This is a genomic window from Oceanibium sediminis (assembly GCF_003265325.1).
Classification (GTDB): Bacteria; Pseudomonadota; Alphaproteobacteria; order Rhodobacterales; family Rhodobacteraceae; genus Halovulum; species Halovulum sediminis.
Genome location: NZ_QGNX01000006.1, coordinates 132,424 through 153,944, shown reverse-complemented (window position 1 = coordinate 153,944; position 21,521 = coordinate 132,424). Strand labels below are relative to the sequence as shown.

At 67.7% G+C, this 21,521-nt stretch carries 19 protein-coding genes; 13 read left to right on the top strand and 6 right to left on the bottom strand.

The features are described 5' to 3' along the window. The first annotated feature begins 101 nt into the window (after positions 1-101). The 3 genes from DJ029_RS16090 to DJ029_RS16080 all read left to right on the top strand — a co-directional run bounded on the left by DJ029_RS16090 (position 102) and on the right by DJ029_RS16080 (position 2,687). A complete protein-coding gene (locus DJ029_RS16090) occupies positions 102-1,004 on the top strand; it encodes a fatty acid desaturase (protein WP_112323518.1) in 903 nt (300 codons plus the stop codon). A 2-nt stretch (positions 1,005-1,006) separates the two neighbouring features. Beyond that, positions 1,007-1,708, top strand: a complete 702-nt coding sequence (locus tag DJ029_RS16085; protein WP_112323517.1) for a phosphate/phosphite/phosphonate ABC transporter substrate-binding protein — start codon at positions 1,007-1,009, stop codon at positions 1,706-1,708. A gap of 85 nt (positions 1,709-1,793) precedes the next feature. Continuing rightward, positions 1,794-2,687, top strand: coding sequence for a DMT family transporter (locus DJ029_RS16080; protein ID WP_112323516.1), 894 nt, complete (start codon positions 1,794-1,796; stop codon positions 2,685-2,687). A gap of 92 nt (positions 2,688-2,779) precedes the next feature. Here DJ029_RS16080 and DJ029_RS16075 read toward each other — a convergent pair whose 3' ends face one another. From DJ029_RS16075 to DJ029_RS16060, 4 genes are all read right to left on the bottom strand, one after another. Then, positions 2,780-3,658: a dimethyl sulfoxide reductase anchor subunit family protein gene (locus DJ029_RS16075; RefSeq protein WP_112323515.1), complete on the bottom strand. Its 879-nt coding sequence runs from the start codon at positions 3,656-3,658 to the stop codon at positions 2,780-2,782. 1 nt (position 3,659) lies between these two features. Next, positions 3,660-4,409, bottom strand: coding sequence for a 4Fe-4S dicluster domain-containing protein (locus tag DJ029_RS16070; RefSeq protein ID WP_112323514.1), 750 nt, complete (start codon positions 4,407-4,409; stop codon positions 3,660-3,662). A gap of 175 nt (positions 4,410-4,584) precedes the next feature. Further along, positions 4,585-7,401: a molybdopterin oxidoreductase family protein gene (locus DJ029_RS16065; RefSeq protein ID WP_112323513.1), complete on the bottom strand. Its 2,817-nt coding sequence runs from the start codon at positions 7,399-7,401 to the stop codon at positions 4,585-4,587. Positions 7,402-7,703: 302 nt separating this feature from the next. Continuing rightward, positions 7,704-8,333: a LysE family translocator gene (locus DJ029_RS16060; RefSeq protein WP_112323512.1), complete on the bottom strand. Its 630-nt coding sequence runs from the start codon at positions 8,331-8,333 to the stop codon at positions 7,704-7,706. 491 nt (positions 8,334-8,824) lie between these two features. Between DJ029_RS16060 and DJ029_RS16055 the strand changes: the two genes are divergently transcribed. Next, positions 8,825-9,700 carry a LysR family transcriptional regulator gene (locus tag DJ029_RS16055; RefSeq protein WP_198671171.1) on the top strand — a complete coding sequence of 292 codons (876 nt, stop codon included), beginning with the start codon at positions 8,825-8,827 and terminating at the stop codon, positions 9,698-9,700. A gap of 77 nt (positions 9,701-9,777) precedes the next feature. Continuing rightward, complete coding sequence (locus DJ029_RS16050) at positions 9,778-10,467, top strand: HAD family hydrolase (protein ID WP_112323510.1); 690 nt, start codon at positions 9,778-9,780, stop codon at positions 10,465-10,467. A 7-nt stretch (positions 10,468-10,474) separates the two neighbouring features. Here DJ029_RS16050 and DJ029_RS16045 read toward each other — a convergent pair whose 3' ends face one another. Beyond that, positions 10,475-11,752, bottom strand: coding sequence for a glycerate kinase type-2 family protein (locus DJ029_RS16045; protein WP_112323509.1), 1,278 nt, complete (start codon positions 11,750-11,752; stop codon positions 10,475-10,477). Next, entirely contained in the window at positions 11,749-12,609 is an 861-nt protein-coding gene (locus DJ029_RS16040) for an SMP-30/gluconolactonase/LRE family protein (RefSeq protein WP_157966402.1), read from the bottom strand. Before DJ029_RS16040 ends, DJ029_RS16045 begins: the two co-directional genes overlap by 4 nt. 177 nt (positions 12,610-12,786) lie before the next feature. Between DJ029_RS16040 and DJ029_RS16035 the strand changes: the two genes are divergently transcribed. From DJ029_RS16035 to speB, 8 genes are all read left to right on the top strand, one after another. After that, positions 12,787-13,551 carry a class I SAM-dependent methyltransferase gene (locus DJ029_RS16035; RefSeq protein ID WP_112323507.1) on the top strand — a complete coding sequence of 255 codons (765 nt, stop codon included), beginning with the start codon at positions 12,787-12,789 and terminating at the stop codon, positions 13,549-13,551. Between the two features lie 145 nt (positions 13,552-13,696). Next, complete coding sequence (locus DJ029_RS16030; RefSeq protein ID WP_112323506.1) at positions 13,697-15,040, top strand: glutamine synthetase family protein; 1,344 nt, start codon at positions 13,697-13,699, stop codon at positions 15,038-15,040. Continuing rightward, entirely contained in the window at positions 15,040-16,320 is a 1,281-nt protein-coding gene (locus tag DJ029_RS16025) for an NAD(P)/FAD-dependent oxidoreductase (protein WP_112323505.1), read from the top strand. Before DJ029_RS16030 ends, DJ029_RS16025 begins: the two co-directional genes overlap by 1 nt. A gap of 24 nt (positions 16,321-16,344) precedes the next feature. Beyond that, positions 16,345-17,430: a polyamine ABC transporter substrate-binding protein gene (locus DJ029_RS16020; protein ID WP_112323504.1), complete on the top strand. Its 1,086-nt coding sequence runs from the start codon at positions 16,345-16,347 to the stop codon at positions 17,428-17,430. A gap of 59 nt (positions 17,431-17,489) precedes the next feature. Then, complete coding sequence (locus tag DJ029_RS16015) at positions 17,490-18,626, top strand: ABC transporter ATP-binding protein (protein ID WP_112323503.1); 1,137 nt, start codon at positions 17,490-17,492, stop codon at positions 18,624-18,626. Positions 18,627-18,723: 97 nt separating this feature from the next. Continuing rightward, positions 18,724-19,575 carry an ABC transporter permease subunit gene (locus tag DJ029_RS16010; protein ID WP_112323502.1) on the top strand — a complete coding sequence of 284 codons (852 nt, stop codon included), beginning with the start codon at positions 18,724-18,726 and terminating at the stop codon, positions 19,573-19,575. Continuing rightward, a complete protein-coding gene (locus DJ029_RS16005) occupies positions 19,572-20,363 on the top strand; it encodes an ABC transporter permease subunit (protein ID WP_198671170.1) in 792 nt (263 codons plus the stop codon). Before DJ029_RS16010 ends, DJ029_RS16005 begins: the two co-directional genes overlap by 4 nt. Before the next feature lie 189 nt (positions 20,364-20,552). Continuing rightward, complete coding sequence (gene speB / locus DJ029_RS16000) at positions 20,553-21,518, top strand: agmatinase (protein WP_112323500.1); 966 nt, start codon at positions 20,553-20,555, stop codon at positions 21,516-21,518. Positions 21,519-21,521: the final 3 nt, after the last annotated feature.

Here is a 21,521-nt window from a genome sequence, read left to right as displayed (position 1 = left end):
GACGCCCCGCCCGCGTTGATTGCGCCGACAACCGGATTATGGTAGCGCAGGTCGTGAAGGGCGCGTTTTCGGCGACCCTATTCCGACATCGAAGGACCCGCATGGACCCGCGCAAACGCGTGTATGGGATCGAGTGGGCCACATTGGCCCTGATTTGCCTGACCTACGGGGCCTGGGTCGTGCTCACCCTCCAAGTCGATGTGCTGCCGGTCTGGGCCCTCGTTACCGCGCTGACGCTGGTGCTGGTGCTGCATTCCTCGCTCCAGCATGAGGCGATCCACGGGCACCCGTTCCCGCACCGCCCCCTGTCCGAGGCGGTGATGACGCCGGGCCTTGGCCTTGCGATCCCCTTCGGGCGGTTTCGCGACCTGCACCTGCTGCATCACAAGGACGCCAACCTGACCGACCCCTATGACGACCCGGAAAGCAACTACTACGACCCGCCGCACTACGCGGGGATGTCGCCGTTGTGGCGCCGGGTGCTGGTGTTCAACAACACGCTTCTGGGGCGGTTCCTGATCGGCCCGGCGATCGGCATGCACGGCTTTCTGCGCACCGAGCTCCAGCTGATCCGCGCCGGCTCTACCCGGGTGACGCGGCAATGGCTGATCCACGGGGCAAGCGTGCTCGGGGTGTTGGCGTGGCTGGTCGGCGTGGCCGGGGTGCCGCTCTGGGCGTATCTGCTGTCGGCCTACCTCGCGCTGTCGGTGCTGAAGATCCGCACTTTCGTCGAGCACCAGGCGCATGCGCTTGCCTCGGGCCGCTCGGTCATCATCGAGGATCGCGGGCCGCTGGCGTTCCTGTTCCTCAACAACAACCTGCACTCGGTGCATCATGCGCATCCCGGCGTGGCGTGGTACGATCTGCCACGGCTGTTCCGCTATCGCCGCGAGGCGTATCTGAAGCGCAACCGGGGGTACTACTTCCCCTCTTACGGCGCGGTAGCGCGGGCCTACCTGCTGCGCCCGAAGGACCCGGTGCCGCACCCGCTGGAGGGCGGGTGAAAGTGAGCGCTCCCGCCAGCCTGCCGATGTACGCCCTGCCCGGAACAGGGCCGTACTGGGCCGCGCTCTGGGCGCATTTCGCGGCGCATCTGCGCGCGGCGGGGCTGCCCGCGCCGGGGGTGCTGCACCAACCGGCGGACCTGCACCGGCACTGGCGCGATCCGCGCCTGCTGCTCAGCCAGACCTGCGCGCGCCCGATGAAGCTGGGCCTGCACGCCTTCGTGCGCCCCGTGGCGGCGTTTCACTACGACTTGCCGGGCTGCGGGGCGGGGCAGTACTACTCCACCCTGATTGCGCGGGTCGATGGGCCCGCGTCGGGGCGTGTCGCCTACAACGGGCCCGACAGCCAGTCGGGCTTCGGGGTGCTCGGCCCCCTGGGGATCGACCCCACGGGCGGCGTTTGCACGGGGGCGCACGTGGCCTCGGTCCGCGCGGTGCAACGCGGCGTGGCGGATATCGCGGCGATCGACAGCTACACTTGGCGGCTGCTGGGGCGGCAGCCCGGCGCGCGCGCGGGGCTGCGGGTGATCGCCGTTACCCCGCCCACGCCCGGCACGCCGCTGATCACCGGCCCCCGCTTCGACCCCGAAGACCTGCGCGCCGCCCTTGCGCGCGCCATGGCCGAAGCGCCGCGCGCCCTTTTGCGCCGCCTTGCCCTGAGGCGCGCGCTGGTGGCGGTGGACCCGGACGACTACCGCCCCTGAGGGCGCGTCCGGCGAAAATGCTTTTCGCAGGCGCGCCGCGCGCGTAACAGGGGTTGGACTTGCCCACGCGAAAGGCCCGTGCCCCTTGGAACTCTGGATCCCGTTCACCATCGCGGCGGCCTTCGCGCAGAACATCCGCTTCATGTTGCAAAAGGCGTTGAAGGGGCGGCTGAGCACCATCGGCGTCACCTTCTCGCGCTTCGTCTTCGCCGCGCCGCTGGCCTGGCTGGTGGTGGCTGGCCTGCTGATGCGGGACGGGACGGGCTGGCCGGGACTGACGCCAGCTTTCGCCCTTTATGCCGGGATCGGCGCGGTGGCGCAGATCGTGGCGACGGCGCTGCTGGTGGCGCTGTTCTCGCTGCGCAATTTCGCGGTCGGGGTGACCTTTTCAAAGACCGAGACGGTGATGACCGCGCTTCTGTCGGCCGCGATCCTGGCCGAGCCGGTCAGCGGCGGTGCCTGGGTCGCGATCCTCGTAACCGCGGCGGGGGTGATCGTGATGTCCGGCGTGCCGGACCCTGGCCGGCTGGCGAGCGGAATACTCAGCCGCGCGGCGGGCGTCGGGATCGCCTCGGGCGTGATTTTTTCCATGGCGTCGATCGGGTATCGCGGGGCGTCGCTGTCGCTGGCCTCGGGGGATTTCCTGATCCGGGCGGCGGTGACGCTGGCGGTGGTGACCACCTTCCAGACCGTGATCATGGCGTTCTGGATGGCCTGGCGCGAACCGGGCGAGATCCTGCGGGTGTTCGGCGCCTGGCGCGTGGCGGTTTGGGTGGGGCTGAGCGGGATGCTCGGCTCGCTCGGGTGGTTCACGGCGTTCACCTTGCAGAACGCGGCCTACGTGAAGGCGCTGGGGCAGGTGGAACTGCTCTTCACCCTGGCGGCGAGCGTGTTCTTCTTCCGCGAGCGTATCTCGCGGGAGGAACTGGCCGGGATCGTGATGATCGGCGGCGGGATCATCCTGCTGGTGTTGATCTGAGCGCCGAGAGCCGACCCGGCGGAGCCCCGTTCCGGGCCATTCCCATGCCCCCCACACCCGCTTGCGCGGGTGCGGGGCCCGGGACGCTGGTTCTAGCCGCGGGCCCCGTAGTAGAGGCCGACGACATGCTCCGCCTCGGCGAAGAAAAGCCAGCGCGCGACGAAGAGCCCCGCGACATGGCTGAGCACGATCACGGCGGCGGCCAGATGCTTGACCTCGACCGTCAGGCCCAGCAGCAGGGGCAGGCCGACCATCAGGACAAGGGCTATGATGCGCAGCTTCTGGCTGTGCTTGCGCCCGATCTTGTGGATCATCTCGCGCATCAGGTAGTTGGACCCGGTATGGGGCGGCTCCAGCAGGCGCACCTTGCCCAGGGGGCCGAGGCCCGTTGCGCTTTCCATGGTAGAGCCGGAGGCGGCGAGCGCCTTGTCGCCCTGCACCCATGCGGCCACCTGCGCAATGCCAAGGGCTGCCAGCAGCCAAAGCGACAGCGTGACATGGCCCGACAGAAGCGCACCGCCGGTGAGCGCGAACAGCAGGAACAGCACCGGCGTCAGCGGCTGACGCCAGCGCGGCACGGTTTTCAGCTGGGTGTAGATCATCGCCGTGCAGTAGACGGTGATCAGCGCCAGCACCGCCGAGAGCCAGCCGAGCAGCGGCACGGTGACGCCGAACAGCACGATCAGCGTCGCGTAGAGGCCGAAGGTCACAAGGGTGGCGACCGCGACCACGCCTTCCCGGCTGAGCCAGGAGGAGCGCCACTGGCTGAACGCCTTCACCGCCCGTTCCGGGTGGCCGAGGTGCAGGGTGGAGGCGAGCAGGCCCACCGTGGACAGCCCCAGCGCAAGGGCGGCGAAGACCGCCATGACCCAGCCGCCCTTGGCGGGCGGGTCGATCCCGAGGAACACCATCAGCCCGAAGCCGAGCCCCGATAGTGCGGTGAAAAGGATAATGGAAACAGCGGGATGCATGTCAGATCCTGTCCAGGGCCCGGTCGAGCCAGCCAAAGAAACCGCCCGCGCCTTCGGTGCTTTCGGCCAGCAGCGGGCCGAGCACGTCGAGGTCGGGGGCGGTGTCGGTTTTCGGGCGCGGGGGCAGGTACTTGTTGACCGGCTTCGTGCCCTGTTCGGGCATCAGGTCCATGCCGCCGCGTTCCTCAACCAGTTTGAAGACGCCGCTTTCAGGGTCTGAGAGGTCCCCGAAATGCCGCGCGCCGGCCGGGCAGGTGCGCACGCAGGAAGGGACGCGGTCCTCCTCGGGGATGTTGTCGTTGTAGATCCGGTCCACGCAGAGGGTGCATTTCTTCATCACCTTTTCGGCCTGGTCCATTTCGCGCGCGCCATAGGGGCAGGCCCAGGCGCAGAGGCCGCAGCCGATGCAGTCGCTTTCGTTGACCAGCACGATGCCGTCTTCGACCCGCTTGTAGCTGGCGCCGGTGGGGCAGACGGTGACGCAGGGGGCGTCGGTGCAATGCAGGCAGGACTTGGGGAAATGCACGACCTGTGCGGGTTTCTCGGGTTGCTTTACCTCGAAGGTGTGAACCCGGTTGAGGAAGGTACCGGAGGGGTCGGCGCCGTAGGGGTCCTGGTCCGAGAGCGGCGCGCCGTAGGCGCCGGTGTTCCATTCCTTGCAGGACACGACGCAGGCGTGGCAGCCGACGCAGGTATCAAGATCAATGACCAGGCCGAGGCTTTTTTCGGTGCTTTGGGGTAGGCTTGTCATGCGTCTGCTTTCCGGATGACTTGCGTAAGGCTTGTGCGGGGCGAGACCCGGGTTGGCCGGGGCGCCCGGGGCAGCGTCGGAGCGAGGGGCCGGCCCCTCGCGCTCCCCGGAGTATTTGGGGAGCAAAGTGGGGCAGTGTGCCGTTGGAGGTGAATGGGCATGGCGCTTGGTTGGGTCATGTCCATTCCTTCCCGTATTCCAGTTCGTCCGGGCCGGTGGCGACCGGGTTCTTCTGGGCGCCGGTGTCCGGCGCGGTCTGGGGGCGCGGCGCGGCGCGGGCGATGCGCACGCGCAGGTCGTACCAGGCGGCCTGGCCGGTGACCGGATCGGAGTTGGACCAGCGCAGGCCGTCGCCTTTGGCGGGAAGTAGTTCGTGGATCAGGTGGTTCAGCAGGAACCCCTTGGTCGCTTCCTGTGCGTCCGGCTCCAGCGCCCAGGCGCCCTTGCGTTTGCCGATGGCGTTCCAGGTCCAGACGGTTTTCGGGTTCAGCGCGTCCATTCGCACCACCGGCACGGTGATTTCGCCGTGGTGGGAGGTGAGCGTCGCCCAGTCGCCATCCTTGAAGCCGTGTTCCTGCCAGATGTCGCCCGAGACATAGAGCGGGTTGCGCCCGTGGATCTGCCTGAGCCAGGCGTTCTGGCTGCCCCAGGAGTGGTACATCGCCATCGGGCGCTGGGTCAGCGCGTGCAGCGGGAAGTCCGCCACGTCGATGCGGGTTTCCTCGTATGGGGCGTACCAGAGGGGCAGCGGGTCCATGGCGATCTTCAGCCGCTCGCGCAGGTGCTCGGGGGGCTGGTGGTCGCCCTTGCCCTCGGCCGCCATCTGGAACTTGCGCATGGGTTCCACGTAGAGCTGGAACAGGTAGGGCTCCGGTTTGTCGGAGGGGTAGAACCCCATGTCCGCCGCCCATTGCTGGTAGTCCATGTTCACGTTCTTGCAGAACTGCGCCGCCTCGGGGAGGTGTTCGACCCAGAAACCGCCGTTCTGCTTGTACGCCTCGATCTGGTTCGGGTTGGGCGCGCCGCGGCCCGATTCCGTTCCGTCGCCGCGGAACCCGGCGAGGGGGCCGATTCCGGGGCGGCGCTGGTGGTTCACGATATAGTCGGCGTAGTCCTTGTAGATCGCGTTGCCGTCGGCATCGACCATGCCGGGCAGGCCGAGTTTCACGCCGAGCTGGATCAGCGCGGTCTGGAAGCCGCGCACCCCTTCGTGGCCGGGGCGCTCAGGCTCGACCACGGGCCAGCGGATCGAGTCGGCCACCGCCTCCGGCTCGCAGATGGGGCGGTCCAGCAGGCTGATGCAGTCGTGCCGCTCAAGATACGTCGTGTCGGGCAGGATCAGGTCTGCGTAGGCCACCATTTCCGAGGAATAGGCGTCGGAGTAGATGATCTTCGGGATGCGGTAGCTGCCGTCCTCGTTCGTGTCGGTCAGCATCTCCATCACGCCCTTGGTGTTCATGGAGGAGTTCCAAGCCATGTTCGCCATGTAGAGGAACAGCACGTCCACCGGGTAGGGATCCCCGGCATGGGCGTTGGAGATGACCATGTGCATCATCCCGTGGGCCGACATCGGCGCGTCCCAGGTGAAGGCCTTGTCGATGCGCCTGGCGGTGCCGTCGTCGTGGATCAGCAGATCCTCCGGCCCGCGCGGGTAGCCGAGGTGCGGCCCGTCCAGCGGCTTGCCCGGCGTCACCCCGGCGTGGGGCTTGGGGTGCGCGTGCACGGGCTTCGGGTAGGGCGGCTTGAAGCGGAAGCCGCCGGGCACCTCGACCGAGCCGAGCAGCAGTTGCAGCATGTGCAGCGCGCGGCAGGTCTGGAAGCCGTTGGAATGGGCCGAGATGCCGCGCATGGCGTGGAAGCTGACGGGGCGGCCGACCATCTTATCGTGCCGGTTGCCACGGAAGTCGGTCCAGGGCTGGTCGATGACCACCTCTTCCTCGAAGGCGGCCTGCGCGAGTTCCGCGGCCAGGCGCTTGATGGTGTCCGACGGGATGCCGCATTGCTCGGCCACCGCCTCGGGCGCGTAATCGTCCGAGAGGTATCGTTCGGCCAGTTTTCCGAAGACGGGGGTCAGGCCGTCGAAGTCGCCATGGAGCGCGGGTTTCACCCCCTGCTTGTCAAAGGGTTGCGCCGAGTTGGTCACGCGGTCCCAGACCAGTTCCTTGCCGTCCGCGTCGCGCGCGAACATCCCGTCCGCATCCAGCAGCACCGGAGCGTTGGTGGTGCGGCAGAGGTAGTCCACGTCGATCTTGCCGGCCTTCAGCAGCTCATGCACGAGGGCGAGGATGAACAGCCCGTCGGTGCCCGGCGTGATGCCGACCCATTCGTCGGCGATCGCGTTGTAGCCCGAGCGGACCGGGTTCACGCCGATGACCTTAGCGCCGCGTTCCTTCAGCCGGCCAAGGCCCATCTTGATGGGGTTGGAATCGTGATCCTCGGCCACGCCGAAGATCATGAACAGCTTGGTGCGTTCCCAGTCGGGCGCGCCGAATTCCCAGAACGCGCCGCCCAGGGTGTAGATCCCCGCCGCCGCCATGTTGACCGAGCAGAAGCCGCCGTGGGCCGCGTAGTTGGGGGTGCCGAACTGTTGCGCCCACCATCCGGTGAAGCTTTGCGACTGGTCGCGCCCGGTGAAGAAGGCCAGCTTCTGGGGCGCGCTTTCGCGGATCGGGCCAAGCCAGTCCGCGGCGAGGGTCAGCGCCTCTTCCCAGGTGATTTCCTCGAACTCGCCCGAGCCGCGGGGGCCGGTGCGCTTCATCGGCGCGCGCAGTCGCGAGGGCGCGGTGTGCTGCATGATCCCGGCGGAGCCCTTGGCGCAAAGCACGCCCCGGTTCACCGGATGCGCCTTGTTGCCTTCGATGTACTTCACCTTGCCGTCCTTGAGGTGGACGTTGATGCCGCAGCGGCAGGCGCACATGTAGCACGTGGTTTGCCGGATCTCGTCAGAGACCGGCGGCGAAAGGTCGAGCGGAGGAGAGATGTGTTCGGTCATGTGCGCATCATGAGAGTTGAACCCTGAAGTGTCGAGGCCAGTTGGCCTGTTTCATAGTGCCAGACGGCCCGTTCTGCACGGGCCTTTGGGCAAACGGCGCCGGGGCCTGACGGCCGGCTTCTGTCATCTCCTTGGGGTGCATGGGGTGGTCCACCTGTCACCGGGAAACATGTCTGCTCCACCCGGTCGTGACGGGTGCTTCGCGGAAAGCCTAACCGAAGCAATGGGATGTATCCAATGCGAAATTTGCCTTGGGTTGATCGGAAATGCGCATGGCGCGCGCGGGGCCGGGGTGCGGCGGGTTATTGCGCGCGCCGCGCGGTGGCCGTGGCAATCCCCATGGCGATCAGCGCGCCGCCCCCCATCCGCGAGATCGCCGCCAGCACGGACGGCCGGGCGATCCTCGTGCGCAACCGGTCCGCCAGCAGCGCATAGGCCAGCGCGTTCAGCGCGGCCAGGCCGACGAAGGTGCCCGTCAGGATGAAGAACTGCGGCAGAAGCGGGTCGCTGACGGCGATGAACTGCGGCACGAAGGCGATGAAGAAGGCGATCGACTTGGGGTTGAGCGCGGTGACCGCCGCGGCATGGCCGAAGACATTCGCCGCACTGGCGCGGCCCGCCCCCTCGACAGTGCCGAGCGTTGCCGTCGCGGCGCTGCGAAACAGCTTTACGCCCAGGTAAACAAGGTAGGCGGCGCCGATCCATTTCAGCGCCGTGAACAGCGTGGCCGAGGCGAGCACAAGCGCGCCAAGCCCCGCGAGCGAGGCCGACATCGCGATAAGGTCTCCCAGCGCCACCCCCGCCACGGTGGCCAGCGCGACGCGTCTGCCCTGGCTGACCGCATAGCTGAGCACCAGCAGAACCGTCGGCCCCGGAATCAGCAGCAGTGCGGTGGACGCGGCGACGAAGGCCAGCCAGATTTGCAGGTCCATGAAATACCCTTTCCCGATGCAACCGGACGATGAAACCGGATCGAGACATATTCGCTGCGTTTCGTAAAGCCGGAAAGCGCGTGCGCCGCGTGGGGGAGCCCGGACGTAACGCGCGCCCGGCGGCTACGGGCATCAAGGCCCGAAGCGCCGGGACACGCGGGCCGCCGGGGGGAGCCGCGGGGAGGAGAGAGCGCCGTGGCACGCATGATGACCGCGACAAATGCCCGAACCCGCTTCGTTGGAGCAACAAAACGCACGCAACTTGCAGACCGTTCACGCAAAAGGAAACCCAGCAAGGACAATACACGCCCTTGCGCCCGGGGATCGGCACTCGAACTCACCATGCCGCAGGCCCCGGAACGGGGTTTCCTGACAGGCGGAAGGAACCAGAAAGGCGTATCCCTCGCAATGGGATGGGAATTATGGGGCTATTCCCGAAAGTTATGGTAGGGCTGGCCCGCCACAGACCGACTTGCGGAGATTCCCCCAGAATGGAAATGCATCAGATCCGCTATGCGCTGGAAGCCGCGCGGACGCTCAACTTCACCCGCGCGGCGGAGCATTGCGACATATCTCAACCCGCACTGACCAAGGCCGTCAAGGCGCTGGAGGGGGAGCTGGGCGCCCAGCTGTTCCTGCGCGAGGGCAACCGGGTGCTCCTGTCGGATTTCGGCAAGCGCATGATGCCGCGCCTGCAACATGTGCTGGACACGGCGGAGTCGGTGCGCGACCTGGCCATCAACTACCGCACGCGCGCGGAAACGCCGGTGAACCTTGGCGTGATGACCAGCATCGGGCACGCGCGGCTGTCGCGGTTCCTGTCGCGCTTCCGCCATGAGCACGCGGAGGTCCAGGTCTCGATGAGCGAGGCGGGGGTGGACGAGCTACGCGCCGGGCTGGACGCAGGCCAGTACGATGCGGTGATGGTGAACCCGGTCGGCGGGTTCGACGCCTATGCCCAGATGACGCTTTACGATGAGCCCTACATCGTGATCCTGCCCCCCGATCACCCCTACCGGGAAAAGGACGGGATCACGCTCAACGAGCTGGACGGCGAACCTTACGTCGACCGGCTGGGCTGTGAAATGCGCCCGATGCTGCTGTCGGCCTGCCAGGCGCAGGACATCACGCTGCCCGCGCGCTTCAAGTCCCTGCGGGAGGACTGGGTGCAGGCGATGGTCAGCGCAGGGATGGGCGTGGCGCTGATGCCGGAGCTGGCGGTCAGCAACAACGACCTGATCCAGCGCCCGCTGGTGGACCCGCGCCTGACGCGGCAGGTCTGCCTGGTCACGATGCCCGGTCGTCCCCATTCCCCGGAGCTGAAGGAATTCATCCGCGCCGCGCGCCAGTTCGACTGGCCGGGCTGATCCCGCCGGAAGCGCCGGGGGGCGGGCCCTTTCCGCCGCCCCTCGACTTGCCGGGATGGAGGTGGCATTTCAGGACGATGAGCCACATCACAACCCTCGCCTTCGACGCCGACGATACGCTCTGGCAGAACGAGCGTTTCTTCCAGATCACCCAGGCGCGTTTCCAGGCGCTGCTGGCCGATTACGCCGACCCCGATCACCTGGCCGAGCGGTTGCTGGCGGCCGAGCGGCGCAACCTGGACTACTACGGCTACGGGGTGAAGGGCTTCACGCTGTCGATGGTGGAAACCGCGCTGGAGGTGACGGAGGACAGCGTCCCCGGCACCGTGCTGCGCGACATCGTGGAGGCGGGGCGCGCGCTGCACGCCCACCCGGTGGAGCTGCTGCCCGGCGCGGCGGAGGTGGTGCGCGCGCTGACGGAAGACTACCGCATCCTGCTGATCACCAAGGGCGATTTGTTCGACCAGGAACGCAAGCTGGCGCAGTCCGGCCTTGGCGATCATTTCGACGCGGTGGAGATCGTGAGCGAGAAGACGCCGGAGACCTACGCCCGCATCTTCGGTGCAGAGGCGGAGACGGCTATGATGGTGGGCAACTCGCTGAAGTCCGACGTGCTGCCCGCGCTGGCGGCGGGGGCCTGGGGCTGCCATGTGCCCCACGGGCTGACCTGGGCGCTGGACCATGCGGACCCGCCCGAGGATGCGCCGCGTTTCCTGACGATCGAAACGCTGAAAGATCTGCCCGCGCTGCTGGCGCGCCTCGGCTGAAGCCCAATTACACCAGCGGTTCGATCAGGATCGCGCGGAAGTCGTTCACGTTGGTCAGGGTCGGGCCGGTGATCACCTGCGCGTCGATGGCGGCAAAGAAGCCGTGGCCATCGTAAGCCTCCATCGCGGCGGCGATGCTGGTGCCCGCTTTCGCGGCCAAAGCCGGGGTCTGCGGCGTGACGATGCCGCCCGCCACTTCCGCTGCGCCGTCCACGCCGTCGGTATCCCCGGCAATCGCGTGGATGCCCGGCGCGCCGTCCAGCCGCGCGGCCAGCCCGAGCAGGAAGTCCACGCAGCGCCCGCCCTTGCCGAGCGTGCGGCCATCGCGGGGCAGGGTGACCGTGGTTTCCCCGCCGGAGATCATGACGACCGGCGCATCGCCCGGTTTCAGGCGGGCCTGTTCGGCCATTGCCGCATCGGCGAAGGCAGCGCCGATGTCGCGGGCCTCGCCCTCGATCGCGTCGCCCTGGTCGATCACCGTGAGCCCCGCGTCGCGCGCCACCGCCGCCGCCGCGTCGAGCGAGGCGGCAGGCGTGGCGATGACGCGGGTTTCGCTGTTGGCAAGGCGAGGATCGCCGGGCTTGATGCTTTCGTTGGCCGGATTTTCCAGCGCCGCATGGATCGCGGCGGGCAGGTCCAGCTCGTAGCGCCGCACGATGGCCCGCGCGTCCGCCAGCGTGGTGGGATCCGCGACCGTGGGCCCGGAGGCGATGTTGATCGGATCGTCGCCGGGCACGTCCGAGATCAGCAGCGCGGTCAGCCGTGCGGGGTGCGCGGCCGCCGCCAGCCGCCCGCCGGCGATGCGGCTTAGGTGGCGGCGCAGGCAGTTCATCTCATCAATAGGCGCGCCGGAATGCAGCAGCGCGCGGTTCAGCGCGGCGCCGTCCTCGGCGCTCAGCCCCTCGGGCAACAGGGTCAGCAGCGAGGAGCCCCCGCCCGAGATGAGGGCGAGCACCTGGTCGCCTTCGCCCAAGGTCTGGACAAGGTCCAGCATCCGCTGTGCGGCCTCGGCCCCGGCGGCGTCGGGCACGGGGTGGGCGGCCTCTACAATCTCGATCCTCTTGCAAGGGACGGCGTGGCCGTAGCGGGTGACGACCAGCCCCGACAGCGGCCAGTCATGGGTGGCCTCGACTGCGGCGGCCATCGCGGCGGAGGCCTTGCCCGCGCCGATCACCGTCAGCGGGCTGCCGGTGTTGGCGGGCACATGGGGCGGCACGATACGGGCGGGCAGGGCGGCGGCGACGGCGGCGTCGAACAGCGCGCGCAGAAGGGCCCTGTTGTTCACGGAAGGATCACCTTCGGCTCCTCCACCCCGCGGGCGGGCAGGTCCACGACGAAGATCGAGCCGGACAGCGGCTCGGCGGCCAGTTGCTCGGCGCTCATCCCCTCGCGGGCGGTGGTGATGTACATCCGCCCCTCGACCGACAGGGCGGGGCAGGAGGGCTGGCTGACCGGCACGCTGACATGCTCGCGCGCGACCCCCTGGGCGGAGATGTTCAGGATCTGCCCGTCGCCCCAGATCGCGACCCAGAGCGCGCCGCTTTCATCGACCACCGCCCCGTCGGGGGCGGAATCGCCGCCGCCGATCACGTGGAACACTTCCGGCGCGCCGATGGGCCAGCCATCGGGGCCGAGGGTCCAGCGATAGATTGTCTGAAGCGCGGAGTCCGAGAAATAGGCCAGCCGCCCGTCGGGCGAGAAGCAGATCGAGTTCGGGATCGTCACGCCCTTTCTCAGGACGCGCAACTCGCCCTTGTAATAGCGATAGATCGCGCCCGCCTCCGGTTCCGCGTTCTTGCCCATGGTGCCGATCCAGAAGCCGCCCTGCCGGTCCGCGCGCCCGTCGTTGGTGCGGGTGGCGGGGTTGTCCGCCTCAAGCGGGCAAAGCGATTCCGATGTCTGTGTGTCCATGTCGAAGACCATCAGCTCGGTCTCGGTGGCGATCAGCATCCTGTCGCGCACCTCGGTCCGCGCGGCGGCCGAGGCCATGCGCTCCCCCTCCCAGCTTTCCAGGGTGTGGCTGTCCGCGCTCAGGCGGAACATCTTGCAGCCCAGGATGTCGAAAAACCAGAGGTGGGCATCATCCCAGAGCGGGCCTTCGCCCAGCTCGCAGTCAAGCTCTTTGAACAGGGTTGCGCGCATGTCTTCGTCCTTTGGAAAAGTTCGGGGGGAGACTGCCCCGGATCGGCGGAATTCGCAATCCGTCAGGCGGTTATACGGGCAAGGCCGGGCCATTCCCGGGGGCATTATGGGAAATGTCACAGAACCGACATGTCCTGCTTTGCGCCCTCGCGAGGGCCATGACTATCTGAAGGCGCGATGGATACCGGCTGGGACAGATCCGCAGATGCCTGGATCGCCGACATGGGCGAGCGTGGCGATTTTGCGCGCGAGCACATCCTCGACACGCCGATGCTGGAGCGGGTGCGCGCCAGCGGTGCGCGGGTCGCGCTGGACCTCGGCTGCGGGGAGGGGCGCTTTTCGCGGCTGATGGCGGGCGAGGGGCTGGACGTGACCGGGGTCGATCCGACACGGGCCCTCGTGCGCGAGGCAAGCCGGCGCGCGCAACAGGCGGGCCCGGGCGGCGCGCGGTTCCTCACCGGCCGGGCCGAGGCGATCCCGTTGCAGGAGGACAGCGTCGACCTGGTGGTCGCCTACCTCTGCCTGATGGATATCGAGGATCTTCATGCCGCCTACGGCGAAATCATCCGCGTGCTGCGCCCCGGCGGGCGGCTGTTGGTCGCCAACCTGTCGAGCTTCGCCACCGCGATGCCCCGGGACGATTTCGCCAACGGCTGGCTGCGCCAGCACCGCGCCGCGCCGCCGGGCGCGTTCGTGTGCGAGGATTACCACGCGACACGCTCCTACTGGGTGGGCTGGCGGGGCATTCGCGTGCGCAACTGGCATCGCCCGATGCAGGACTACCTGGCGCCCCTGATGCGGCGCGGCATGACCCTGACGCATTTCGCCGAACCGGTGCCGGGCGACGGCCCGCACGAACTGGTTTCCTACTACCGCCGCGCGCCGATGTTCGTGCTGATGGAGTGGCAGAAACCTCTCGGCGGGGACATCCCGGGGCCCTGAGCCCGGCTTTCATTTCGCACCGGGCGGGGCCTTTGTGCCTGCCTGTCCGCGCGGTCGATCCGCGCCGCAGACTTTCCGGCAAACGCCTTCAGGGCAGGCCGGAATCATCTTGCGGGTGTTGGCGAAACTGATAGCGTCGCCCGTCATGGACAACTCCATCAGCAATCTCGAAAACTGGTTGCGGGCGCACCCCGAAGTGGGCAGCCTGCGTGTTGCGATCTGCGATCTGAACGGCACGTTCCGCGGCAAGCGAGTGCCCGTCAGCGACGCGGCGCGGGTCGCCAAGGGCGACGTTCGCATGCCGCTGACCCTGGCCGCGCAGGATATCTGGGGCCGGGACGTGGAAGAGGACAACATTATCCTCGAAGCGGGGGACGCGGACGGGATCTGCCAGCACACCGGGCGCGATCCGATGCCCCAGCACTGGCTGGCGCGACCCAGCGTCATGGTGCCGATGTGGTTCTACAACGCCGATGGCACGCCCAGCTCGCTTGACCCGCGCCACGCGCTGGCCCGGGTGGCGGCGCGGGCGACCGCCATGGGGCTGACGCCGGTCATCGGGACCGAGCTGGAATTCTACCTGATGGATGGCGAGGCGAAGCAGCCGACGCCGCCGCTGTCGCCCGTCACCGGCCACCCGCTGCGCGCCGAGGCGGTGCACGCCATCGACGAGCTGGACGGCTTCGAGGCGTTCTTTGACGATCTCTACCGCGCCTGCGAAACGATGGGCATCGGCTCGGATGCCGCGGTGGCGGAGGGCTCTCCCGGGCAGTTCGAGATCACGATGCGCCATACCACGGACCCGTTGCGAGCGGCCGATGACGCGATCTTCCTGAAGCGGCTGGTGCGCGGCACCGCCCGCTCTCATGGGCTGGCGGCAAGCTTCATGGCCAAGCCGTACATGGAACAGGCGGGCAACGGGTTCCATCTGCACATGAGCATGCTCGATGCCTCCGGGCGCAACATCTTCGACGACGGCACGCCGCAGGGCGCGCCCGCGCTGCGCCACGCGATTGCCGGGTGCCTCGCGCGGATGCACGAAAGCACGCTGCTCTTCGCGCCGCATCTGAACAGTTTCCGCCGCCTCGTTCCGGGTGGGCACGCGCCCACCGCCATCGGCTGGGCGTATGAGAACCGTTACGCCGCGATCCGCGTGCCCGGCGGCAACCCCAGGGCGCGGCGTTTCGAACACCGGGTCGCGGGGGCGGACACCAACCCCTACCTGGTGATCGCCGCGATCCTGAACGCCGCGCTTGAGGGGATCGAGGCGGGGAAGGAGCCGATTCCCCCCCATACCGGCGCGCCGGAGGGGCTGCAGACGCTGCCCGACGACTGGTTCGACGCCATCGCTGCCTTCCGTACTGACGAAAGCGGTCCGTTTCCCGTCGCCATGGCACGCCTTTACGCTGCCGCGAAACGCCAGGAACTGGCCCGTTTCGCCGAGCGGATGAGCGACTTCGAGGTTCAGACCTATCTGGAGGTGGTGTGATGCCCGCCGCCTATCCCGGCTCCTATTACGCCGCATCGGCCAATCCCGCGCCCGCGCGCCCGCCCCTGCGCGGACGAGTGGAGGCGGATGTTTGCGTCGTCGGCGCGGGCTACACCGGCCTGTCCTGCGCGCTGGAACTGGCCGAAAAGGGCCACAAGGTGACCCTGGTCGAGGCCGCGAAAGTGGGTTGGGGCGCGTCGGGGCGCAACGGCGGGCAACTGGTGAACGGGCTGAACGCCTCGCTTGAGAAGATCGGCGCGCTCTACGGGCGCGAGGTGCAGGCCTTCGTCGGCGGGCTGGTGACCGAGGGCGGCGACATCATCCGGGACCGGGTGAAGCGCTATGATATCGCCTGCGACCTGAAGCCCGGCAACCTGTTCGCCGCCTTCACCGACAAGCAGATGGCCGAGCTGGAAGCAAAGCGCACGCTCTGGTCCTCCTTCGGGATGGACAGCCACGAGATGCTGGACCGCGACGCGATCCGCGCCCATGTGGGCACCGACGCCTATGTCGGGGGCATGATCGATCATTCCGGGGGGCACCTGCACCCGCTGAACCTGTGCCTTGGCGAGGCGGCGGCGTTTGAAAGCCTTGGCGGCGTGATCCATGAGGACAGCCCCGTGATCTCGGTCGACACATCCGCGGCGCGGCCCCTGATCCGCACCGATGCGGGCGAGGTTTCGGCCCGTGTTCTGGTGCTTTGCGGCAACGCCTACCTCGGCAAGACGGTGCCGGCGCTGGCGACGCGGGTGCTGGCCGCCTCCACCCAGATGGTGGCGACCGAACCGCTCGGCGCGCGCGCGGCCGAGATCCTGCCAAGCGATCTGTGCGTCGAGGACCTGCGCTACATCCTGGACTATTACCGCCTGTCCGCGGACGGGCGCCTGCTGTTCGGGGGCGGCACGGTCTATGGCGGCTCCACCCCGTCGGATATCGAATCAAAGCTGCGGCCCAACCTGGAAAAGCTGTTTCCCGCCCTGCGCGGCGTGCGCCTGACCCACGCCTGGTCGGGCAATTTCGCGCTTACTTTCAGCCGTGTACCGCAACTGGGCCGGCTGGGCCCGGCGACCTATTTCGCCCATGGCTACTCGGGGCACGGGGTCACCGGCAGCCACTTGTTCGGGCGCATCGTCGCCGAGGCGATCAACGGTGACTTGTCGCGCTTCGACACATTTGCAAAGCTGCCATGGACGCCGTTCCCCGGCGGACAGACTTTTCGCGTGCCGTATTCCATCGCCGGAAGCTGGTGGTACGGGCTGCGAGACCGACTTGGACTTTGACTGAAAAATCGGGAGAATTGAGTCATGAAACTGCGTCTAGCGCTGACCCTGTCCACCGCTCTTGTCGCCAGCCCCCTTGCCGCGCAGGAGGTGCTGAACATCTACAACTGGTCCGACTACATCGCCGAGGACACGATCGAGAAGTTCGAGGCGGAGACCGGCATCGAGGTCAACTACGACGTCTATGACAGCAACGAGGTGCTGGAGGCCAAGATGCTGGCCGGCAACTCGGGCTACGACCTGGTGGTGCCGACCTCGGACTTCTTTCAGCGCCAGAACGCCGCCGGCGTCTATCAGCCGCTGGACAAGTCCAAGCTGCCCAACCTCGTCAACATGGACGCCGACCTGATGAAGGCGGCGGCCGCCTATGACCCGGACAACGCGCATTCGGTCATCTACATGTGGGGCACCACGGCCATCGGCTACAACGTCGCCAAGGTCACTGAAGCCCTGGGCGAGGATGCGCCTGTGGACAGCTGGGCCCTGATCTTCGAGCCGGAGAACATGCAAAAGCTCGCCGATTGCGGCGTGTCCTTCCTCGACGCCCCGACCGAGATGCTGCCGCCCGCGATCAAGTACCTCGGGGGCGATCCCGAAACCACCGATCCCGCGGAGTTCGAAAAGGCCGCCGACCTGCTGCTCAGCGTGCGGCCCTACGTGCGCTATTTCCATTCCAGCCAGTACATCAACGACCTGGCGAACGGCGATATCTGCGTGGCCGTCGGCTTCTCGGGGGATGTGTTCATCGCGCAGGCCCGCGCCGAGGAAGCCGACAACGGGGTCGAGATCGCCTACACCATCCCCGAGGAAGGCGCGCTCAGCTGGTACGACCTGCTGGCGATCCCCGCCGATGCGCCGAACCCGGACGCGGCGCACAAGTTCATCAACTTCGTGATGGATCCCCAGATCACCGCCGACATCACCAACTACGTCTGGTACGCCAACGCCAACGAAGCCTCGATGCCGCTTGTGGACGAGGAGATCAAGTCCGATCCCGGCATCTTCCCGACGCCCAGTGCGAAGGAAAACCTGTGGTCCGCCGTGCCCTATGACAGCCGCCTGGACCGCACCATCACCCGGCTCTGGACCACGGTGAAGACCGGGCAATAGGCTGAAGGGGCCGGTCCCTCGCGGGGCCGGCCCGCGTTTGCGCGCGGGAAGGGAGCGACATGGTCGGAACCGCCACGAAACCTACAGCGGGCGAGTTGAAGCCCTGGCGGGAGGCGCGCACGCCGCCCTTCATCCGCATAGAAGGCATCAGCAAGCATTTCGGCGATTTCATCGCCGTCGACGATGTCAGCCTGGACATCTGGCAGGGAGAGATCTTCTGCCTGCTGGGCGGGTCGGGTTGTGGCAAGTCCACCCTGCTCAGGATGCTCGCGGGCTTCGAGGCGCCGAGTGCCGGAAAGGTCAGCATCGACGGCCAGGACATGGCCGGTGTCCCGCCGGAAGCGCGGCCGACCAACATGATGTTCCAGTCCTACGCGCTGTTCCCGCACATGAGCGTGGAAAAGAACGTCGCCTACGGCCTGCTGCGCGGCGGCATGGGCAAGGCGGAGGCGATGGAAAAGGTCGCCGCCATGCTGAAACTGGTGCAGCTGGAGGGGTTTGCCGCGCGCAAGCCGCACCAGCTGTCCGGCGGCCAACGCCAGCGCGTGGCGCTGGCCCGCAGCCTGGTCAAGCGCCCGAAGTTGTTGTTGCTGGATGAGCCGCTCGGCGCGCTGGACAAGAAGCTGCGCGAAGAGACGCAGTTCGAGCTGATGAACATCCAGGACCAGCTGGGCGTGACCTTCATCGTGGTGACCCACGACCAGGAAGAGGCGATGACGCTCGCGACCCGGATCGGCGTGATGGACGCAGGAAGGATCGTCCAGGTGGGCGAGCCGCGCGCGATCTACGAGCGGCCAGGCAGCCGCTTCGTGGCGGATTTCATCGGCACGGTGAACCTGTTCGAGGGCAAGGTCGACGTGGCCGCGCCTGACGCGATGCGGATCACAACCGCCGAAGGGCCGATCCTGACCGAGCCGGTGGTGGGCCTGCGCGCCGGGCAGCAGGTGGCCGTGGCGGTGCGCCCCGAGAAGATGCGCCTCAGCCGCGAACAGGGGGCTGCGGCCAATGTCCTCAGCGGAACGGTCAGCGATTACGCCTACATGGGCGACATGACGATCTACAAGCTGGCGCTGGACAACGGGCGCTCGGTCAAGGTGTCGGTGTCCAACATCGACGACGCTTCCGAGGCCTTCACCTGGGACGAGCGGTTGTTCATCAGCTTCCCGGCAAAGGCCGGCGTGGTGCTGAGCGCATGAACGGGCCGGCGGCGCATGGTGGGTTGGAAGCAACCCACCCTACGGGCGGCCCGCGTAGGGTGGGTTCTTGTGAACCCACCGCCCCGGGGACGGCCCCATGAGCCGCCGCTGGATTGTCATCGCGATCCCGATGCTGTGGCTCGGCATCTTCTTCCTGCTGCCCTTCATCGAGGTGGCGCGGATCAGCCTGGTCGATCCCGCGATCGCGCGCCCGCCCTATACGCCGCTGTTCGAGGACGGCGCCTTCATGGGCGACCTCGAAAACTACGCGTTCCTGTTGTCGGACAGCCTGTACATCAATTCCTATCTCAGCTCGATCCGCATCGCCGCAGTCTCGACCGTGCTGGCGCTGCTGGTCGGCTATCCCATGGCCTATGCCATCGCGCGCGCGCCGGAGCCGCGACGCACGATCCTGCTGTTCCTGGTGATCCTGCCGTTCTGGACCTCGTTCCTGCTCAGGGTCTACGCGTGGATCGGCCTGCTGAAGGGCAACGGCGTCATCAACAACGTGCTGCTCTGGATGGGCGTCATCGATGAGCCGCTGGTGATGCTGCAAACCGATTTCGCGGTCTATGTCGGCATCGTCTACACCTACCTGCCGTTCATGATCCTGCCGCTTTACGCGACGCTGGTGAAGCTGGACGAATCCCTGATGGAGGCGTCGGCGGACCTGGGCGCGAGCCGGGCCTCGACCTTCCTGCGCATCACGCTGCCCCTGTCGCTGCCGGGCGTCGTGGCGGGCTGCATGCTGGTGTTCATCCCGGCCATCGGGGAATACGTGATCCCCGCGCTGCTGGGCGGCCCGGACACGCTGATGATCGGGCGGGTGCTCTGGGACGAATATTTCCGCAACCGCGACTGGCCGGTCGCCAGCGCCGTGGCGATAGCGATGCTGCTGTTGATCGTGCTGCCCATCCTGTGGATGCAGAAAATGCAGGAGAGGGCGTGATGCGGCGCAGCTGGTTCCTGATCATCGCGGCGACGCTGGGGTTCCTGTTCCTCTACATCCCGATCGGCTCGCTGATCCTTTTCAGCTTCAACGAGAGCAAGCTTGTCACCGTCTGGGCGGGGTTCTCGACCAAGTGGTACGGCGAGTTGCTGCGCGACGAGCAGGTGCTGGGCGCGGTCTGGATCAGTGCGCGGATCGCCTTTGCCAGCGCCACTTTGGCGGTGGTGCTGGGCACGCTGGCGGCCTTCGTGCTGGTCAGGATGCGCGCCTTCTGGGGCAAGCCGATCCTGCGCGGCATGACCACCGCGCCGCTGGTGATGCCCGAGGTGATCACCGGCCTGTCGCTGCTGCTGCTGTTCGTGTCGATGGAACGGATGATCGGCTGGCCCGCGGGGCGGGGCATGGTGACGATCATCATCGCGCACACGACCTTCTGCCTGGCCTACGTGGCGGTGGTGGTGCAGTCGCGCCTGGTGGACATGGACGAAAGCCTGGAAGAGGCGGCACGCGACCTGGGCGCGGCCCCGGTGCGGGTGTTCTTCGACGTGACGCTGCCGGTGATCGCCCCCGCGCTGGTGGCGGGCTGGCTTCTGGCATTCACGCTGAGCCTGGACGACCTGGTGGTGGCGAGCTTCACGTCGGGGCCAGGTGCGTCGACCCTGCCGATGGTGATCTTTTCTAAGGTGCGGCTGGGCGTGAGCCCGGACATCAACGCGCTGGCGACGCTGATCATCCTGGTGGTGGCGCTCGGGATCGTGATCGCGGGGTTGGTGATGCGCCGCAAGTGAGGCCCGCGCGGACGGCGCGTGGGGTATCCGGACGGGGGGCGGCGCCCACCCGCCCGCCCCGCCGCCCCCCGCCCGGATTGGCAGGCGATGCGCGGTTTGTTGTTGCCGGGAAAGCGGTTACGGGGCAGGTTGCCGTCAAGACGCGCGCGCAAAGCGGCGCGAGGCGGCTCCGGAATGGAGGAATGGACCATGGATGCAGGGGATCAGGCCTTTCGCAAGGGCGACCCGGCCGGGCGCTGGGCAGAGATGACCTATGGCGGCGCGCTCAGCTTCCTGCGCCGCCCTTACACCCGGGACCTCGCCGGGGTCGACGTGGCGGTCTGGGGCATTCCCTGGGACAGCGCGGTGACCTATCGCCCCGGCTGCCGGCTGGGGCCGCGGGCGATCCGCGCCGCTTCGGTCCAGTTGGCGGAGCTGAAGGCGTTTCCCTTCGGCTTCGATCCGTTCGAGACGCTGAACGTCATCGACTGGGGCGACGTGATGCTCGACCCCCATCACCCCGCCACCGTGGCCGAAACGATCGAGGCGCAGGCGGGTGAGATCATCGCCTCGGGCGCACGCTCGCTCGCGCTGGGTGGGGATCACTTCGTGGCCTGGCCGCTTCTGCGCGCCCATGCCGCGAAACACGGGCCGCTGGCGCTTATCCAGTTCGACGCCCATGGCGATTTGTGGGAGGACGATCCGGGGCGGATCGACCATGGCACCATGATGGGCCGCGCGATTGCCGAAGGCGTGGTGGACGCCAGCGTCTCGGCGCAGGTGGGCATCCGCACCTTTCACGACAGCGACGCGGGGCTCGATATCCTGACCGCGCCCTGGGTCCACCGCGAGGGGGTGGAGGCGACGATTGCCCTCCTGCGCGCGCGGGTCGGCAAGCGGCCTGTCTACATCAGTTTCGATATCGACGTGCTGGACCCCGCCTTCGCGCCGGGCACGGGCACGCCGGTGGCGGGCGGGCTGGCAAGCTGGCAGGCGCTGGAGATCCTGCGCGGGCTGTCGGGGCTGAACCTGGTCGGGATGGACGTGGTGGAGGTCTCGCCGCCCTATGACACCTCGGAGATTACGGCTATAGCGGCGGCAACGGTGGCACACGACTGGCTGTGCCTGCTGGCGGAGGCGCGCGGGGCGCGCCGTCATCCCGTCGGACATTTATAAGCG

What these genes read in the sequence shown, in the direction of transcription:
- DJ029_RS16090 (WP_112323518.1), top strand. Translation starts at nt 102, where the DNA reads ATGGACCCGCGCAAACGCGTGTATGGGATCGAGTGGGCCACATTGGCC.
- DJ029_RS16075 (WP_112323515.1), bottom strand. Translation starts at nt 3,658, where the DNA reads ATGCATCCCGCTGTTTCCATTATCCTTTTCACCGCACTATCGGGGCTC.
- DJ029_RS16070 (WP_112323514.1), bottom strand. Translation starts at nt 4,409, where the DNA reads ATGACAAGCCTACCCCAAAGCACCGAAAAAAGCCTCGGCCTGGTCATT.
- DJ029_RS16065 (WP_112323513.1), bottom strand. Translation starts at nt 7,401, where the DNA reads ATGACCGAACACATCTCTCCTCCGCTCGACCTTTCGCCGCCGGTCTCT.
- DJ029_RS16060 (WP_112323512.1), bottom strand. Translation starts at nt 8,333, where the DNA reads ATGGACCTGCAAATCTGGCTGGCCTTCGTCGCCGCGTCCACCGCACTG.
- DJ029_RS16055 (WP_198671171.1), top strand. Translation starts at nt 8,825, where the DNA reads ATGGAAATGCATCAGATCCGCTATGCGCTGGAAGCCGCGCGGACGCTC.
- DJ029_RS16050 (WP_112323510.1), top strand. Translation starts at nt 9,778, where the DNA reads ATGAGCCACATCACAACCCTCGCCTTCGACGCCGACGATACGCTCTGG.
- DJ029_RS16040 (WP_157966402.1), bottom strand. Translation starts at nt 12,609, where the DNA reads ATGCGCGCAACCCTGTTCAAAGAGCTTGACTGCGAGCTGGGCGAAGGC.
- DJ029_RS16035 (WP_112323507.1), top strand. Translation starts at nt 12,787, where the DNA reads ATGGATACCGGCTGGGACAGATCCGCAGATGCCTGGATCGCCGACATG.
- DJ029_RS16030 (WP_112323506.1), top strand. Translation starts at nt 13,697, where the DNA reads ATGGACAACTCCATCAGCAATCTCGAAAACTGGTTGCGGGCGCACCCC.
- DJ029_RS16025 (WP_112323505.1), top strand. Translation starts at nt 15,040, where the DNA reads ATGCCCGCCGCCTATCCCGGCTCCTATTACGCCGCATCGGCCAATCCC.
- DJ029_RS16020 (WP_112323504.1), top strand. Translation starts at nt 16,345, where the DNA reads ATGAAACTGCGTCTAGCGCTGACCCTGTCCACCGCTCTTGTCGCCAGC.
- DJ029_RS16015 (WP_112323503.1), top strand. Translation starts at nt 17,490, where the DNA reads ATGGTCGGAACCGCCACGAAACCTACAGCGGGCGAGTTGAAGCCCTGG.
- DJ029_RS16010 (WP_112323502.1), top strand. Translation starts at nt 18,724, where the DNA reads ATGAGCCGCCGCTGGATTGTCATCGCGATCCCGATGCTGTGGCTCGGC.
- speB (WP_112323500.1), top strand. Translation starts at nt 20,553, where the DNA reads ATGGATGCAGGGGATCAGGCCTTTCGCAAGGGCGACCCGGCCGGGCGC.